16 protein-coding genes are annotated in these 16707 nt (G+C 65.7%); 8 read left to right on the top strand and 8 right to left on the bottom strand.

Going from position 1 to position 16707, the window contains the following annotated elements:
• Positions 1 to 7: 7 nt before the first annotated feature.
• From IB259_RS23555 to IB259_RS23530, 6 genes are all read left to right on the top strand, one after another.
• Positions 8 to 1627 (top strand): murein hydrolase activator EnvC, encoded by a 1620-nt coding sequence (locus tag IB259_RS23555; RefSeq protein WP_192330244.1) that lies wholly within the window; start codon positions 8 to 10, stop codon positions 1625 to 1627.
• A gap of 59 nt (positions 1628 to 1686) precedes the next feature.
• On the top strand, positions 1687 to 3132 hold the full coding sequence (locus IB259_RS23550) for a S41 family peptidase (protein WP_054457717.1): 1446 nt from the start codon (positions 1687 to 1689) through the stop codon (positions 3130 to 3132).
• Positions 3129 to 3884: a molybdopterin-synthase adenylyltransferase MoeB gene (locus IB259_RS23545; protein ID WP_054457716.1), complete on the top strand. Its 756-nt coding sequence runs from the start codon at positions 3129 to 3131 to the stop codon at positions 3882 to 3884. Before IB259_RS23550 ends, IB259_RS23545 begins: the two co-directional genes overlap by 4 nt.
• A 107-nt stretch (positions 3885 to 3991) precedes the next feature.
• Positions 3992 to 5179, top strand: coding sequence for a GGDEF domain-containing protein (locus tag IB259_RS23540; RefSeq protein WP_054457715.1), 1188 nt, complete (start codon positions 3992 to 3994; stop codon positions 5177 to 5179).
• 102 nt (positions 5180 to 5281) lie between these two features.
• Positions 5282 to 6001 (top strand): FadR/GntR family transcriptional regulator, encoded by a 720-nt coding sequence (locus IB259_RS23535; protein ID WP_175182281.1) that lies wholly within the window; start codon positions 5282 to 5284, stop codon positions 5999 to 6001.
• Complete coding sequence (locus tag IB259_RS23530; protein WP_054457713.1) at positions 5998 to 7410, top strand: FAD-binding oxidoreductase; 1413 nt, start codon at positions 5998 to 6000, stop codon at positions 7408 to 7410. The genes IB259_RS23535 and IB259_RS23530 overlap by 4 nt, the downstream gene beginning before the upstream one ends.
• Before the next feature lie 992 nt (positions 7411 to 8402).
• Here the strand turns inward: IB259_RS23530 and thiC are convergent.
• A complete protein-coding gene (gene thiC, locus IB259_RS23525) occupies positions 8403 to 10316 on the bottom strand; it encodes a phosphomethylpyrimidine synthase ThiC (protein ID WP_119450205.1) in 1914 nt (637 codons plus the stop codon).
• 372 nt (positions 10317 to 10688) lie between these two features.
• Here thiC and IB259_RS23520 point away from each other — a divergent pair, with 372 nt between their 5' ends.
• Positions 10689 to 11249, top strand: coding sequence for a hypothetical protein (locus tag IB259_RS23520; protein ID WP_054457711.1), 561 nt, complete (start codon positions 10689 to 10691; stop codon positions 11247 to 11249).
• A 112-nt stretch (positions 11250 to 11361) separates the two neighbouring features.
• Here the strand turns inward: IB259_RS23520 and nadS are convergent, their stop codons facing one another.
• From nadS to IB259_RS23505, 3 genes are all read right to left on the bottom strand, one after another.
• Entirely contained in the window at positions 11362 to 11652 is a 291-nt protein-coding gene (gene nadS, locus IB259_RS23515) for a NadS family protein (protein ID WP_119450206.1), read from the bottom strand.
• Between the two features lies 1 nt (position 11653).
• Positions 11654 to 11965, bottom strand: a complete 312-nt coding sequence (locus IB259_RS23510) for a type II toxin-antitoxin system RelE/ParE family toxin (protein ID WP_192330242.1) — start codon at positions 11963 to 11965, stop codon at positions 11654 to 11656.
• Between the two features lie 183 nt (positions 11966 to 12148).
• The gene (locus IB259_RS23505; RefSeq protein ID WP_054457708.1) at positions 12149 to 12601 is read right to left on the bottom strand and encodes a helix-turn-helix domain-containing protein; all 453 of its coding nucleotides are present in this window, start codon (positions 12599 to 12601) and stop codon (positions 12149 to 12151) included.
• 79 nt (positions 12602 to 12680) lie between these two features.
• Here IB259_RS23505 and IB259_RS23500 point away from each other — a divergent pair, with 79 nt between their 5' ends.
• Positions 12681 to 13391 carry a response regulator transcription factor gene (locus IB259_RS23500; RefSeq protein ID WP_192330240.1) on the top strand — a complete coding sequence of 237 codons (711 nt, stop codon included), beginning with the start codon at positions 12681 to 12683 and terminating at the stop codon, positions 13389 to 13391.
• On the opposite strand, the gene proB is transcribed toward IB259_RS23500, so the two are convergent.
• The 4 genes from proB to rplU all read right to left on the bottom strand — a co-directional run bounded on the left by proB (position 13360) and on the right by rplU (position 16487).
• Positions 13360 to 14496 (bottom strand): glutamate 5-kinase, encoded by a 1137-nt coding sequence (proB, locus tag IB259_RS23495; RefSeq protein WP_054457706.1) that lies wholly within the window; start codon positions 14494 to 14496, stop codon positions 13360 to 13362. The two genes, IB259_RS23500 and proB, sit on opposite strands and share 32 nt — an antisense overlap.
• A gap of 56 nt (positions 14497 to 14552) precedes the next feature.
• The gene (gene obgE, locus IB259_RS23490; protein ID WP_192330238.1) at positions 14553 to 15689 is read right to left on the bottom strand and encodes a GTPase ObgE; all 1137 of its coding nucleotides are present in this window, start codon (positions 15687 to 15689) and stop codon (positions 14553 to 14555) included.
• A gap of 191 nt (positions 15690 to 15880) precedes the next feature.
• Complete coding sequence (gene rpmA, locus IB259_RS23485; protein ID WP_006216229.1) at positions 15881 to 16141, bottom strand: 50S ribosomal protein L27; 261 nt, start codon at positions 16139 to 16141, stop codon at positions 15881 to 15883.
• 34 nt (positions 16142 to 16175) lie between these two features.
• Positions 16176 to 16487 (bottom strand): 50S ribosomal protein L21, encoded by a 312-nt coding sequence (gene rplU, locus IB259_RS23480; RefSeq protein ID WP_006216228.1) that lies wholly within the window; start codon positions 16485 to 16487, stop codon positions 16176 to 16178.
• Positions 16488 to 16707: the final 220 nt, after the last annotated feature.

The raw sequence follows: 16707 nt of genomic DNA, 5'->3' as shown, positions 1-16707 counted from the left end.
TATTCCTATGCGTCGCGCGGCAGGGTTGTTGTTGGCGGTCATGTTGACCGGTGGGGCGCTGTCGGCTCGCGCCGCGCCCAACGACCTTGCCGGCCGCCAGTCCGACGCGGAAAAGCAGCAGGCCGCCTTGCGCGACCGCATCGAGAACCTGCAAAAGGATATCGATGACCGCGAGGCTGCCCGCAAGGAAGCCGCCGACTCGCTCAAGCAGTCCGAGTCGGCGATTTCCAAGATCAACCTGCGCCTGCGGGAGCTGGCCGAGGCCAACCGCCAGGCGCAGACCGACCTGACCGGCCTGGAAAAGCAGATCGGCGCCCAGCAGGCGGTGCTGGCCAAGCGCCGCACCGAACTGGCCGAACAGCTGCGCACCCAGTACACCAGCGGCCTGTCGCCCTGGACCGCCCTGTTGTCGGGCGACGATCCCCAGGTGCTGGGGCGCAACCTGGGCTATCTGGATTATGTGTCGCAGGCCCGCGCCCAGGCCGTGCAGGCCCTGCGCGAGGACATCGAGCGCCTGGCCGCCCTGCAGGGACGCGCCGACGCCCGCCGCGCGGAAATCGAAAAAGTCGTGGCCGAGACCTCCGAGCAGAAGACCGCGCTGGTCGGTCAGCAGAAGGAGCGTGCCACGCTGCTGGCCCAGCTGGAAGGGCAGATCGCCGCCCAGCGCGCCGAAGCCAACAAACTGGGCCGCGACGACCAGCGCCTGTCGCGGCTCATCACCGATCTGGATGCGGCCATCGCCAAGCAGATCGAGGACGCCCGCCGCGCCGAGGAAGCGCGCAAGCGGGCCGAGGAAGTGCGCCGCGCGGAAGAAGCGCGCCGCGCTGCCGAAGAAGCCAAGAAACGCGCCGACGCCGAGCGCCGCGCCGCCGACGAGGCCCGCAAGAAGGCCGAGGCTGACCGCAAGCTGGCCGCAGACAATGCCAAGCAGGCCGCCGACAACGCCAAGCGCGAGCGCGACGCCCGTGACGCCCGCGATGCCGCCCAGGCGCGCGAACAGGTCGAAGCCGCCTCGCGCCAGAACCGCGGTCCCGTGGCCGTGGCCGACCCGGATGCCGCCGGACTGCGCCCGGCCGAGCAGAAGCAATCCCGGCTGACCACGCCCGAACCGCCGCCTCAGGCCAAGCCCGCGGAACCGCCCCGGAAGGCGGAACCTATAGAGGAAAAACCCGCTCCAAGCCGTAGCGAGCCTGCGCAGCAAACCCAGACCGCGCGTGCCGCGCCGGCGGTGGGCGGCGGCAACGGCTTGCGCCACGGGCTGTCCATGCCGGTGCGCGGCCAGGTGCAGGGGCGCTTCGGGGTCGACCGTCCGGATGGCGGCGTATGGCGCGGCGTGGTGCTGCGCGCGGCCGAAGGCACGCCGGTCAAGGTGGTGGCCCCCGGCACGGTGGTCTACGCCGATTGGCTGCGGGGTTTTGGCAACCTCATCATTGTGGATCATGGGCAGCAATACCTGACCGTCTATGCTTACAACCAAAGTCTGCTCAAACGGGTGGGAGATTCGGTGACGGGTGGCGATACCATCGCCACGGTCGGGGCGACCGGCGGCCAAGTGGAATCCGGCCTATACTTTGAAATTCGCCATCGTGGCGCTCCTGTGGATCCGGCACAATGGCTGGCGCAGTAGATTGATGTCGTTGGTAATTACCAAACCCCATCGGCGAAAACAAAATTCGGGAAGTGTGCATGGGCACTCGTAAGTTTCGCGGTTTCGGTCTGATTGCCATCGGTGCGGTGGCTGGTGTGTTGCTCAGCGTAGGCGTGACCGCGGTCGCCCAGCGCGGCAGCCCTCTGCCACTGGACGAACTCAGGCAGCTGAGCAATGTGTTCGCCGCCATCAAGAACAACTACGTCGAGGCCGTCGACGACAAGACCCTGATCGACAATGCCATCTCCGGCATGGTGTCGAACCTCGACCCGCACTCGGCCTACCTGGACGCCGATGCCTTCCGCGAAATGCAGACGGCCACGCAAGGCGAGTTCGGCGGCCTGGGCATCGAGGTCGGCGCGGAAGACGGCTTCGTGAAGGTCATCTCGCCCATCGAAGACACGCCCGCGGCCCGTGCCGGCGTGATGGCTGGCGACCTCATCATCAAGATCGACGACACGCCCACCAAGGGCATGACGCTCAACGATGCCGTCAAGCTGATGCGTGGCGCGCCCAAGTCGCCGATCACGCTGACCATCATGCGCGCCGACCGTCCGCAGCCCATCGTGCTGAAGATCGTGCGCGACATCATCAAGGTGCGCAGCGTGCGCAGCAAGATGCTGGACAACGGCATCGGCTACGTCCGCGTCGCCCAGTTCCAGGAAAAGACCGGCGCCGACCTGGCCAAGCAATTGAAGGACCTCGGCGCCAAGGAAGCCCCCAAGGGCCTGGTGCTGGACCTGCGCAACGACCCGGGCGGCCTGCTGACCAGCGCCATCGGCGTGTCCGGCGCGTTCCTGCCGCCCGACTCGGTGGTGGTGACCACCGACGGCCGTACTCCGGACGCCCGCCACAAGTACCTGGCCACGCCTTCGGAATACGCCCGCGGCGAAAGCAACTACCTGGCCGGCCTGCCGGCCTGGACCAAGACCGTGCCGATGGTGGTGCTGGTGAACGTGGGCTCCGCCTCGGCGTCCGAGATCGTGGCCGGCGCGCTGCAGGACCACAAGCGCGCCAAGGTCCTGGGCAACCGCACCTTCGGCAAGGGCTCGGTGCAGGTGATCCTGCCGCTGTCCGAAACCACTGCGGTCAAGCTGACCACCTCGCGCTACTTCACCCCGAGCGGCCGCTCGATCCAGGCCACCGGCATCGAACCCGACTACGTCGTGGCCGACACCGCCGAAGGCGACCTGTTCCGCCTGCCGCGCGAAGCCGACCTGCAGCGCCACCTGTCTAACCAGCAGACGGCCAACGAAGTGAAGTCCAGCGCCGGCGAAGACAACGCCGATGTGCCGGCCAAGGTGTTCGAATTCGGCGGCAAGGACGACTTCCAGCTGCAACAGGCCCTGAACGTGCTGGCCGGCAAGCCGGTGCAGAAGGGTTCGGCCCGCGCCCAGGCCAAGGCTGATGCCAAGGCCGGCGGCGGTACGCCCCAGCGCATGAAGATCACGCCGACCGGAGTCGAGCCCAGCAAGGACAAATGAACGACGAGCAACTGCTGCGCTACGCCCGCCACATCCTGCTCGACGAGCTGGGAATCGAAGGGCAGGAAAAACTGCTGGCGGCGCGTGTGCTCATCGTGGGGGCGGGCGGACTGGGTTCCCCCGCCGCCCTCTATCTGGCCACTGCCGGCGTGGGCGACATCACCCTGGCCGATGACGATGTCGTCGAGCTGAGCAACCTGCAACGCCAGATCCTGCACACCACCGCCAGCGTCGGCCGCCACAAGGCCGAGTCGGGGCGGGACATGCTGGCGGCCTTCAATCCGCAGACCCGGGTCCATGCCCGCGTCGAGCGCCTGGAAGGCCAGGCCCTGTCCGACGCCGTCGCCCAGGCGGACCTGGTGCTGGACTGCACCGACAACTTCACCACCCGCCACGCCATCAACCGCGCCTGCGTGCAGCACCGCAAGCCACTGGTATCGGGCGCGGCCATACGCTTCGACGGCCAGGTCAGCGTCTATGACCTGCGCGACGACAACGCGCCCTGTTACCACTGCCTGTTCCCGGAAGCGGACGACGTCGAGCAAGCCAATTGCGCCACGATGGGCGTGTTCGCCCCGGTCGTCGGCATCATCGGCAGCATGCAGGCCGCAGAGGCCCTGAAACTGCTGTCCGGGGTGGGCGAAAGCCTGTCCGGCCGCCTGCTGTGGCTGGACGTGCGCACCATGCAATGGCGCAGCGTCAACGTCCAGCGCGACCCGGAATGCGCCGTCTGCGGCCATCGCGGGCACTGATTTCCTGCCCGGGATTGGCCCCGCGGACAATATTAAAGGCTTGAAATACCTGCTATAACGCCAGCCAGCCTACCCGAAAGCGGGTAGATGGCCAGGGACGTGACCGCGTGGATACAGCACTGAAGTTCAGTTTGCCCAAATGGCGCCTGACGCGTTGGCTGACGCATTCCGGGCACGACACCCCTGCGGACATCCGTTCGGCCCTGATCGCCAGCTTGTTCGGCACGCTGCCCATTTTTGCCGGCGGCGTCATCAACACCCTCATGATTTCCGGCGTGGTCGCCTGGCGCCGCCCCGAGCCGCTGTACCTGTCCTGGCTGGCGATGGAGGTGATACTGGCCCTGGTCCGCGTGCTGATCCTGCGGTCCGCCTTGCGCGCCGCGCCCAAGGGCGGCAATACCCATACCGATATCTACATCCTGCTGGCGCTGCTGTGGGCGTTCAGCGTGGGCTACGGCGTCTTCGTCACCTTCATCAACGGCGACTGGCTGGCCGCCACCCTGGCCGGCGTGTCCTGCGGGGCCATGGCCGGCGGCATCTGCTTCCGGAACTACGGCGCGCCGAGGCTGGTCGGCGCCATGATCTTCCTGAGCCTGGGGCCGATGTGCCTGGGCGCGGCCTTCACCGGCGAATACGTCACAGCCATCGTCTTCATCCAGATTCCGTTCTACCTGGTCAGCATGAGTGTCGCCTCGCACCGGCTCAACCGCATCCTGGTGTCGACCATGCTGGCCGAGCGCGACAGCGAACGTCGCGCCAGCGAAGACGCGCTGACCGGCCTGGCCAACCGCGCCGGCCTGCAGGCCGCGCTGGAGCGCGTCTGCGCCAGCGCGCGCGGCCAGGACAGTTCTGCGGCGCTGTTGTACATGGACATGGACGACTTCAAGCTCATCAACGACACCTACGGCCATGCTGCCGGCGACCAGGTGCTGATGACCATCGCCCAGCGCATGCGCTCCATGTTGCGGGTGGACGACGTGGCCGCGCGGATTGGTGGCGACGAGTTCATCGTGCTGGTGACCGGCATTGATGCCACGGCCGCGCTACGGCTGGGCGAGCACCTGCTGCATGACGCTTCCCAGCCGATCACGCTGGCGGATGGCACGCGGGTCAGTGTCGGCCTGTCCATCGGCATTTCCATTGTGTCCGGCGCCAACCGCAGTCCGGAAGCTGCCTTGCATTCCGCCGATGCCGCCCTCTACCGGGCCAAGGCGCAGGGCGGCCGCTGTTGCGCCGTGGCGGGGGCGGAAGAGGCCGAAAAGACCGTCCGGGACGACGAACCCGCCGTCGCCTGATCCGCCCGGTTCGCGTAATCCATCAAGCCTGAGCCCGATCTGGAAGCGGCTTCTTTCTCAAAAGTTATCAGATAACCTGAGAAGTGTGCCTATAATGCCCGGATGCTGACCAAGAGCCTCACCCTGACCGAACAGGTCGCCCGCCAGATCGCCGCCGACATCGCCGGGGGCGCCTATCCCGTCGGCGCCAAGCTGCCGGCGGGTCGCGTGCTGGCCGAGCAATACGGCGTCAGCGCCGCGGTCATCCGCGAGGCCACCGAACGCCTGCGAGCCCAGGGTCTGATCCAGAGCCGGCAGGGTTCCGGCAGCACCGTGTTGTCGCGCACGGGCGCGCAGGGCTTCCAGCTTTCCGCCGGCATCGCCGTGGACCGCAAGCAGTTGGCCGGGGTCTACGAATTGCGCATGGAGCTGGAAGGCGGCGCGGCCGCGCTGGCTGCGCTGCGGCGCGACGATGCTGACCTGGCCGCCATGGCGCGCGCCCTGGCTGACCTGGGATCGCATCTGGAAGACCCGGAGCAGGGCGTGGAGCACGACATCGCCTTTCACCGCGCCATTGCCGCCGCCACGCACAACAGCTGCTACCAGGACCTGTTGCAGTACCTGAACCTGCAGCTCAGGCTGGCGGTCAGCACTGCGCGCAGCAACAGCCGCCTGCAGGCCGGTTTGACGGCCGCCGTGCACCAGGAGCACGTGGCCGTGTTCGAGGCCATCCGCGCGCGCGATCCCGAACGGGCGCGGCACGCCGCCGCCCGCCATCTGCAACAGGCGGCCAGCCGCCTGCAACTCGATCTCCTCTCTCCCGCCGCAAGGCAGACATCATGACCGCATCCGACTTTACGCAACGCCTGGTCCAGGCCCTGGGCCCCGATACCGTCATCACCGCCGAGGCCGACATTGCGCCCTGGCTGTCCGACTGGCGCGGCCTGTACAAGGGCAACGCGCAGGCGGTGGTGCGCCCGCGCACGACCGCCGAGGTCGCCACTTGCCTGGCGCTGTGCCAGGAGGCAGGCGTGCCGGTAGTGCCGCGCGGCGGCAACACCGGCCTGTGCGGCGGGGCCACGCCGGATGCAGCCGCGGGCAACGTGGTGCTGAGCCTGGACCGCATGAACGCCGTGCGCTCCATCGACACCATTGCCAACACCATGGTGGCCGAGGCGGGCGCGATCCTGGGCAATTTGCGCCGCGCCGCGCAGGACGCCGGCCGCCTGCTGCCGCTGAGCCTGGCCGCGGAAGACTCCAGCCAGATCGGCGGCAACGTCGCCACCAACGCCGGCGGCGTGAACGTGGTGCGTTACGGCATGGCGCGCGAACTGGTGCTGGGCCTGGAAGCGGTGCTGCCCACGGGCGAGATCTTCCACGGCCTGCGCACGCTGCGCAAGGACAACACCGGCTATGACCTCAAGCAATTGCTGATCGGCTCCGAAGGCACGTTGGGTGTCATTACCGCCGTCGCCTTGCGGCTGTTCCCGCGCACTGATGTGCGCTCGGTGGTGCTGGCCGCCGTCGAGTCGCCGGCGCAGGCCCTGCAACTGTTCGAGATCCTGTTCGAACAATGCGGTGCGCGGCTGCAGGCGTTCGAGTACTTCTCGGGCGACTGCCTGGATCTGGTGCTGGCGCACGCCGCGGGTGTGCAGGAACCTTTTGACCAGCGCTATCCGGCCTATGTGCTGGTGGAGCTGGCGGACACGGCCGATGAGGCCGCGCTCAATGGCCTTGTTGAAAACGTGATCGGCACGGCGCTGGAACGTGGCCTGTGCCTGGACGCAGCCGTGTCGGCGTCGCTGGCGCAATTGCAGGCGCTGTGGAAGCTGCGCGAGGAAATCTCCGAAGCCCAACGCGCCGACGGCCCGCACCTGAAGCACGACGTGTCGCTGCCGATCGAACGCATTCCCGACTTCATGGAATCCGCCGAGGCCCGCGTGCGCGCGCTGTACCCGGACATCCGCCCCTTCATCTTCGGCCACTTCGGCGACGGCAACCTGCACTACAACCTGTCGCGCCCGGCCGGAGCCGATCGCGACTGGGTGGCGGTGCATGGGGCGGCGATCACTGATGCGGTGCTGGACGAGGTCAATCGCTATGGCGGGAGCATTTCGGCAGAACACGGGATCGGGCAGCTGAAGCGGGATCATTTCCTGCATAGCAAGGACGCGCTGGAGTTGCGGTTGATGCGGGAAATCAAGGCTGTATTGGATCCTGCGGGGATTATGAATCCGGGGAAGTTGCTGTAGTTTTTTTGGGGTGTTTTTGAGCGGGGCATCGGCGGTGTGCATGAGCGAAGCTTCGTAGGCCGCACGGCGGTGCGGGCGGCATGGCGGCGAGCGCCCACGATTGCGGTCCGGAGCGTTCGCTCCGGACTGCCCCTTCGTCATCTTCGTCACCGCCTTCGGCGGTTCCTTCAGATTCCCTCGGGCGCATCGAGGTTGCTCGCCGCCATGCCGCCCGCACCGCCGTGCTATCTGCGTCTTGGCTTGTTGCGTTGCTAGAGCCGTGTTCAGTGGCGAGTCTTGCGGGGCCCGCTCATTGCGGCCGCCCGGGCGGCCGCAATGAGCATGCGCGCTTGCTTGCGTCGTGATGGGAGCGCTGGCGCGAATGCGACGAGCGGTTTGCTAGTGGTTGTCGCCGTTTTTTGGGGGGGGCGGTGATGGGCGGCGCGCGTTGGACAGAAGCTTGCGCACGCGGATCCTCTCGCGCGCGCCGCCCATCCGGCGGCGGAGTTGAAATGACGAACGTTTGGCGCCTCATGACGCTTCAGTAGGATGGGTGAAGCGAAAACCCCAAGCGTCCAGCGCACGTAGCCCGCAGGCAGATCCGTACGTACTTCACTCATCCTGCCCAATTTCACGCACTCACCACCAGCGCGCAGCGTCATCATCCGACGCGAGACACCGCGTAAGCCCCCAAAGGCCGCCCGCGCGGCCGGCCGGGGGCGGGCCCCGCAAGATCCTCGCCCACCCCCGCCGGTGGCGAAAACGCCAAGCAAACAGCTCGTCTCGGCGATCGTGAAAATTCAACAGACAGAGCACGGCGCGGCAGTGGCCTGCCGGGTGCGGGGCGTCGATAAGCCCGAGGGAATCGGAAGGGAAGGCCGTAGGCCTGGACGACGATGACGACGGGGCAGTCCGGAGCGAAGGCTCCGGACCGCAATCGTTGCCCCGCGCCCGGCAGGCCACTGCCGCGCCGTGCGTCTTAAGAACTCAACGCACACGCAGCAGCAAAAACATCACTGCCGATGATAAACCTCGGCTCCCTTCTTAACGAACTCCACAGACTTCTCCTGCATCCCTTTCTGCAACGCATCCTTCTCGCTAACCCCCTGAGCCGCCGCATAATCCCGCACGTCCTGGGTGATTTTCATGGAGCAGAAATGCGGTCCGCACATCGAGCAGAAGTGCGCCACCTTCATCGAATCCTTCGGCAGCGTTTCGTCGTGGAATTCCTTGGCCGTGTCCGGATCCAGCCCCAGGTTGAACTGGTCGTCCCAGCGGAACTCGAAGCGCGCCTTGGACAGCGCGTTGTCGCGGATCGCCGCGCCCGGATGGCCCTTGGCCAGGTCCGCCGCGTGGGCCGCGATCTTGTACGTGATGATGCCGTCCTTCACGTCCTTCTTGTTCGGCAGGCCCAGGTGCTCCTTGGGCGTCACATAACAGAGCATCGCCGTGCCGTACCAGCCGATCAGCGCCGCGCCGATGCCCGAGGTGATGTGGTCGTAGCCCGGAGCGATGTCGGTGGTCAGGGGGCCCAGCGTGTAGAACGGCGCCTCGTGGCAGTGTTCCAGCTGCAGCTCCATGTTTTCCTTGATCATCTGCATCGGTACGTGGCCCGGCCCTTCGATCATGACCTGCACGTCATGCTTCCACGCCACCTGCGTCAGTTCGCCCAGCGTCTTCAGCTCGGCGAATTGAGCCTCGTCGTTGGCGTCGTATCCCGAACCCGGGCGCAGGCCGTCGCCCAGCGAGAAGCTGACGTCGTAGGCCTTCATGATTTCGCAGATTTCCTCGAAACGCTCGTACAGGAAACTTTCCTTGTGGTGCGCCAGGCACCACTTGGCCATGATCGAACCGCCGCGCGAGACGATGCCGGTCATGCGGTCGGCCGTCATCGGGATGAACGGCAGACGCACGCCCGCGTGGATGGTGAAGTAGTCCACGCCCTGTTCCGCCTGCTCGATCAGCGTGTCGCGGAAAATCTCCCAGGTCAGGTCCTCGGCCTTGCCGTCGACCTTCTCCAGCGCCTGGTAGATCGGCACGGTGCCGATCGGCACGGGCGAGTTGCGGATGATCCATTCGCGCGTTTCGTGGATGTGCTTGCCGGTGGACAGATCCATGACCGTGTCGCCGCCCCAGCGGATCGCCCAGGTCATCTTTTCCACTTCCTCGCCGATGCCGGAGCTGACGGCGGAGTTGCCGATGTTGGCGTTGATCTTCACCAGGAAGTTGCGGCCGATGGCCATCGGCTCCACTTCAGGGTGGTTGATGTTGGCGGGGATGATGGCACGGCCGCGCGCGATCTCGTCGCGCACGAACTCGGGCGTGATGGCCGCGGGAATCGAGGCGCCGAAGGACTGGCCGGGATGCTGGCGCAGCAGGCGCTTGACCATCTTTTCGCCATCGGGGCCGCTGTCGCGCAACGTCTGCAGGTAGTGTTCGCGGCGCAGGCTTTCGCGGATCGCCACGTATTCCATTTCCGGCGTGATGATGCCGCGGCGCGCGTAATGCATCTGCGACACGTTGGCGCCCGACTTGGCGCGGCGCGGCGGACGCTGCAGGTCAAAGCGCATGGCCGTCAGCTTGGGATCGGTCAGGCGTTCCTTGCCGTAGTCGCTGGTCGGGCCCGACAGCACTTCCGTGTCGCCGCGCTCTTCGATCCAGCCGCGGCGCAGTTCGGGCAGGCCGCGGCGGATGTCGATCTTGGCTTCGGGGTCGGTGTAGGGGCCGCTGCAGTCATAGACCGTCAGCGGCGGGTTCTTCTCGCCACCGAACATCGTCGGCGTATCGTCCTGCTCGATCTCGCGGAACGGCACGCGGATGTCGGGGCGCGAGCCCACTTCATACACGCGGCGGGATTTGGGCAGCGGTGCGACGGCCGCCGCGTCGACTTCGGCGGTAGCGGCCAGGAATTTGGGATTGGCGTTCATGGAAAGCTCCAAGCGAGTGGTTGGAGCCGATCGGGAAGGAATTCCCGCCGCGCGCGCAAAGACGCATGGCGGGAATACGGCTCCCAGCATCGGCATTATCCGTACTGGTACGAAGGGACTCTCTCAACACGTCCGGCCATGTAGGCGGGACGAGTACCCCTGCGCGAAAGCGAAGTATAGAGGCTGGCGCGCGTTCCGACGAATCGCGCGGCTGCTGCGCCGCGTCGGCCGGAGCAGGCGGGAGCTGGTATTACCGCTTTACAATTGGATTCAGACTATGGCGACACCGTCATTCAGGTTCGGTACACTTTTCCCAGTGCCGGGGATGAAGTGCATCGCCTGGTCTTAGTCCACATTAAGAAGGAAACGAGCATGCAACTGACCCTACGCAAATTGGCGCCCGCCCTGGTAGTCGTGACGTTGGCGCTAGCGGGTTGCAAGACCGCCCCGACTAAGACGTCTGGCGACACCGCCACGCCGCAAGCAGGCCAAGAGGCCGCCAAGCCGGCAGCCGCGGCCTCGGTGGACTTCTACCTGGCGCAGAAGCAGCCTGGCGCAGGCATGCGCGAAATCGCGCTGCCTGACGGCAAGCTCTACATGCAGACCGTGCCTGTCCTGACGCGCGCCGACCTTACCGACGCCGCCGCGCTGGTGGACCGCCAGGGTCAGAACTTCGTCGGCCTGCGCTTCTCGGAAGCCGGCGCCCGCAAGCTCAATGACGTCAGCACCAAGAACGTCGGCAACATGCTGGCGCTCGTGATCGACCAGGAACTGGTCGCCGCTCCGCTGATCGGCGAACCGCTGAACCGCGGCGTGCTGGCCTTTGGCGTGGCCTCGGCCCAGGCCGCCTCGGAAATCGCCGCCAAGATCCGCGGCGACGCTGCCGTGCCGCCGGCTGGCGGCGCCGCTCCGGCTCCTGCTGCCAAGCCCTGAACAGCACAGCAAGCGACAAAAAAGCCCGGCATGCCGGGCTTTTTCATGGCCGCGCATAATGCGCGGGGGAAGGTTGATGAGGGCTTGGCGTCTTTTGCGCGGTCCCATGCGCCTAACGGTGCAGGGCGCGTAGCGCGATCTCAGGCTCGTTGGCCACGACTTTCAGCAGAGCAGCAGCTGGTCCGGTAGGAGACCGGCGCTTTTGCTCCCAGTTTTGCAAGGTACGAACGCTGACCTGCAACGCCGCCGCAAACTCAGCTTGAGACAGCTTGGTCTGTTCGCGCACCCGCTTCACGTCCAGAGGATCAAGCGTGGATATTCTCGAAGGACGCGTCTCTCCCTTGCGTATCGCTGCCGCTTCTTTGAGACTCGCCTTCAAATCGGCGAATAACTGCCTGTCCATTTCACAAGTCCTTTACCAACGCCCGCAGTTCAGAAAGTTCCGCTGAGCTCAAGTTGTCCCGCACGTTCTTTGGGTAGGCCAACAGCATCAGAATCTGGTCGTCATCGGTGAGCCAGTAATAGATCACCCGTATCCCCCCGCTCTTGCCGATTCCCGGCCGCGCGTGGCGCACCTTTCGTATGCCGCCTCCGCCAGGAATCACATGGCCGCAGGCGGGATCCTCCAGCAGCATTTGCTGCAATTCACGATAACCATCATCTGGCAGCAGGGACGTGATTTGCCTGGCAAAGACGCTGGTTTCTATGAAAACCATGATTGGATTGTACGCCAATGGCGTAGTCGAAGTTGCACGTAATACCGCAAGCGCGCGGCGCGGAAAATCGCCGACGACTGTACGTGCTTTACCGGGAGGCAGGGGAGCTACTGCGCGATATCTGTCACTGGGATGCGCTTGGCGGGCGCGCGCTTGCGCGAGGCCGGCAAAGATAGTTTGCGATCAGCCCAGCTTGCGGCCGCGCGTCTTGGCGCCGCGACGGACGAGGATGGTTTTTTCGATGTAGGCCTGCGTGATCGATTCAAGGATCAGGCGGTCGTCGGCCGTGAGCGATTCGAACTGCGAAGGCGAAATGTTGGGGAAGGGCCAGGGCGCCATCGGACGCGGCCGGCCGCCGGGACGCGGCACGGGTTCGGCCACGCCAGGCGCGGGCAGCGTGTTGCTGAGGTCGTAGCCTTCCACGGGAAGTTCCAGCGGGCCCTTGCCGGTTTCCAGCCATTCGACCTCGACCTTCAAGACCTGCGCCAGCTTGCGGGCCGAGCGGCTTGAGTGCCGCAGGCCGCTTTCGTAGCTGCCGATGGCGCTTTGCGAAATGCGCGCAAGACGAGCGAGGTCTTTCTGCGTGTGGCCACGCAGCAGGCGCGCATGCTTCAGTCGGTCTGAGAATGTTTTCACACCGGCGATTGAAGCTTGCTGGTCACGCGCTTTGGTGGTTATAAATATTACTTAAGTGATATTTATCAAAGGTGAGCGCATGGAGCAACGAGGCAGCGTCTTCGTCGTACGGCTCGACGCAACGGCGCGCGAGGATTTCGCCGAGGCTTTGCGTCTGATGCGTTGGCAGGTCCGCGTGTTCGATTCGTCCGCTGCCGTATTGGAACACTTGCAGGCGCAGGGTGCTGATGCCCTGGTACTTTTGGGAGGTATTAAGGGCGTGCCTGGCCTCATCGCCCTGCTGCGCCGGGCGGCGCCCGCTGCGGCGGTGCTGTGGCAGGCCGCGGATGCCAGTGCGTCGGATCGCATTGCTGCGCTGGATGCGGGGGCGGACGTCTGTACCCCTGCGGGCATGGACGCGCTGGAATGGGATGCTCTGCTGCGCAATCTGTATCGGCGCGCGCCGTCCACCGCCTTGCCTTGGCGACTAGACCCGCACGTGGGCGCACTGGCGGGACCGGCTGGCGAGTTCCTGCCGTTGACGGTCACCGAGCGCGCTTTTTTTGTCCGCTTGTTGAGCGCGCCGGGCTACTGCCTGCGCCGGGAATGTTTTTTCCCTGCCGGTACGCGCAAGTCCATGGAAGGGGCGCGGCGGGTGGATGTGCTCTTGTCGCGGCTGCGCAGCAAGGCGCGCCGCCTCAATATCGACTTGCCCGTGCTTGCGGTGCGGGGATGGGGCTACATCCTGCTGCCCGAAGGCGCCGCAAGAGGGCAGGGTCTCAGAGCACTACCAGGTTATCCCGATGCATGAGTTCGGGTTCGGTCATGCTGCCCAGGATGCGCGCGATCTGCGACGAAGGCTGTCGCAGGATGCGGCGGGTGTCGGCCGATGAATAGTTGATCAGGCCACGGGCGCATTCGCGGCCCTGGCCGTCCACGCAGGCGACCACGTCGCCACGGCCGAACTCGCCTTCCACCTCGGTCACGCCGATGGGCAGCAGGCTCTTTCCTTCGCGCAGCAGCGCCTGCACGGCGCCGTCATCCAGCACCACGCGTCCGCGCAGGCGCAGGTGATCGGCCAGCCATTGCTTGCGCGCGGACCACACGGGCAGCACGGCGCGCAATTCGCTGCCGATGCACTCGCCTTGGGCCAGGCGCGTAAGCACATTGCGCTCGCGGCCCGATGCGATGACGGTATGCGCGCCGCTATGCGCCGCGCGCTTGGCCGCCAGCACCTTGGTCAGCATGCCGCCGGTGCCGATGCCGCTGCCCGCGCCGCCGGCCATGGCTTCCAGCGCGGGGTCGCCTGCCTGGGCATGCGACATGAACTTGGCGTCGGGATTCTTGCGCGGATCGGAGTCGTACAGGCCGCGTTGATCGGTCAGGATGATCAGCGTGTCGGCTTCGATCAGATTGGTGACCAGCGCGCCCAGGGTGTCGTTGTCGCCCAGCCGGATTTCGTCGGTGACGACCGTGTCGTTTTCGTTCACGATCGGCACCACGCCCAGGCGCAGCAGCGCGAACAGCGTGCTGCGCGCGTTCAGGTAGCGGTGGCGGTCGGCCAGGTCTTCGTGCGTCAGCAGGATTTGCGCGGTGCGCAGGCCGTATTCGGCGAAGGCCGCTTCGTAGGCCTGGCACAGGCCCATCTGGCCCACGGCCGCGGCCGCCTGCAGTTCGTGCATGACCGACGGGCGTTTGCGCCAGCCCAGGCGCGCCATGCCTTCGGCGATGGCGCCGCTGGAGACCAGCACGATCTGCTTGCCCTGCTTGTGCAGGGCGGCGATCTGCGCGGCCCAGTGCGCCACGGCGGCGCGGTCCAGGCCTCGGCCTTCGTTGGTGACCAGCGACGAGCCGACTTTGGCGACGAGACGCTGGGCGTTGGTGACGACGGAAACGGCGGGTGTTTCAGCAGACATGATGGCGGCCGGCTGCGGCGAGAAAAAGGCGTAATCGTAAGGACTGCGATTATGGCTTATTCGTCGTCGCCGCGCGGCGCGGGGCGCTGGTCGGCGGTCGAGCGCTTGTCGTCGAAGCGCGGGTCCGGCGCGACATAGTTCTCTTCGGCCTGGTCTTGCGACAGGTGTTCCTTTTCGCGTTCGGCGTCCAGGTAGTCCTGCAGCGCATAGATCAGGTCTTGCGTGCCTTCGCCCGACAGGCCGGAAATGCCGAACACCGGGCTCTTCCAGTCGTAGAGTTCAAGGAAGCGGCGCTTGGTGTCCTCGGGATCGGGCACCATGTCCAGCTTGTTCAGGACCAGCCAGCGCGGCTTGGCGGCCAGTTCCGGATCGTAGCGGCGCAGTTCCTCGACGATGGCGCGCGCGTCGACCACGGCCTGCTCGACCGGATCCGCGTCCGGGTCGGGCGTGGAGACGTCCACCAGATGCAGCAGCACGCGGGTGCGCGCCAGGTGGCGCAGGAACAGGTGGCCCAGGCCGGCGCCTTCGGAGGCTCCTTCGATCAGGCCGGGAATGTCGGCCACGACGAAGCTGCGCGACGGCGAGGTGCGCACCACGCCCAGGTTGGGGTGCAGCGTGGTGAAGGGGTAGTCCGCGATCTTCGGCTTGGCATTGGAGATGCGCGTGATCAGCGTGGACTTGCCGGCGTTGGGCAGGCCCAGGAGGCCCACGTCCGCCAGCACCTTCAGTTCCATGCGCAGGTAGCGGTGTTCGCCTTCCTTGCCGGGCGTCCACTGGCGGGGCGCGCGGTTCACGCTCGACTTGAAATGGATATTGCCCATGCCGCCCTGGCCGCCTGCGGCCAGCACCACCTTCTGGTCGTGCTGGTTGAGGTCGAACAGGATTTCGCCGGTGTCGGCGTCATGGATGATGGTGCCCACCGGCACGCGCAGCGTGATGTCCGGAGCGGCCGCGCCGTACTGGTCCGAGCCGCGGCCGTTTTCGCCGTTCTTGGCGCGGTGCAGGCGCGCATAGCGGTAGTCGATCAGCGTGTTGATGTTGCGGTCTGCCACGGCGTAGATGGTGCCGCCGCGTCCGCCGTCGCCGCCGTCCGGGCCGCCTCTGGGAATGAATTTTTCGCGGCGAAAGCTCGCCACGCCATTGCCGCCTTTGCCGGCGACGACTTCGATGGTGGCTTCGTCTACGAATTTCATGATGTCCGCGCGTGTAGTGGTAAGGAGTGGGGCGGGGCCGTCATTCGGCGCCGCCGGGAGGCAGGGGCCGGAACCGTCCGGCTGCTGCCCGAAATCTGGAAAAGCTTAAAACAAAAAAGCCCTGCCGCATGCGACAGGGCTTTTGCCGTTCTGGAACGCGGCGAACCGCGTTGCTGACCGTGCTGGTCCGATTACTCGGCAGCGACGATCGAAACGGTCTGCTTGTTCAACGCGCCCTTGAAGCCGAATTGAACCTTGCCGTCGATCAGCGCGAACAGGGTGTGATCCTTGCCCATGCCGACGTTCACGCCAGCGTGGAAGCGCGTGCCGCGCTGACGCACGATGATCGAACCAGCGGGAATCAATTCGCCGCCGAATGCCTTGACGCCCAGACGCTTCGATTCTGAGTCGCGTCCGTTCCGCGTAGAGCCGCCGCCCTTTTTCTGTGCCATGTTTAGCTCCTGCTAAGTGGTACCGAGTCGCTTCTTAAGCCGTGATGGCTTCGATGCGGATTTCGGTGTAGTTCTGACGGTGGCCCTGACGCTTCTGGTAGTGCTTGCGACGGCGCATCTTGAAGATCTTGACCTTGTCGTGGCGGCCTTGCGCAAGAACCGTTGCCTTGACCACGGCGCCGGAGACGAGGGGCGTGCCAACTTTCAGTTGGTCGCCTTCGCCCACGGACAGCACTTGGTCCAGGGTGATTTCTTGCCCAATGTCTGCCGGTATCTGTTCTATCTTGAGTTTTTCGCCAGCGGCAACGCGATACTGCTTGCCACCGGTTTTTACGACCGCGTACATGGGGGATTCCTTAAATAGGTAAATGGGTTCATCCGCGCTGCCTGCCCTGCTGGGCGGGATTGCCGCTCTGGCGGGCGCTTTCTTCTCCTGGCGCCAGAGCCTGGCAAGAGAGGGAAAGGCCTTGATGCCTGGGAAAGTAGAACCTTCCTTGGCACCCAGAGGGGTGACGCAAATGCAACCGACGTAATTCGGGCATTGCTGACCGAATCCGGAATATTAG

This window comes from Achromobacter sp. ACM04 (assembly GCF_014851465.1).
GTDB classification, from domain to species: Bacteria; Pseudomonadota; Gammaproteobacteria; order Burkholderiales; family Burkholderiaceae_B; genus Achromobacter; species Achromobacter aegrifaciens.
The sequence above is the reverse complement of the archived record's forward strand: the minus strand, read 5'-3'. Positions and strand labels throughout refer to the sequence as shown.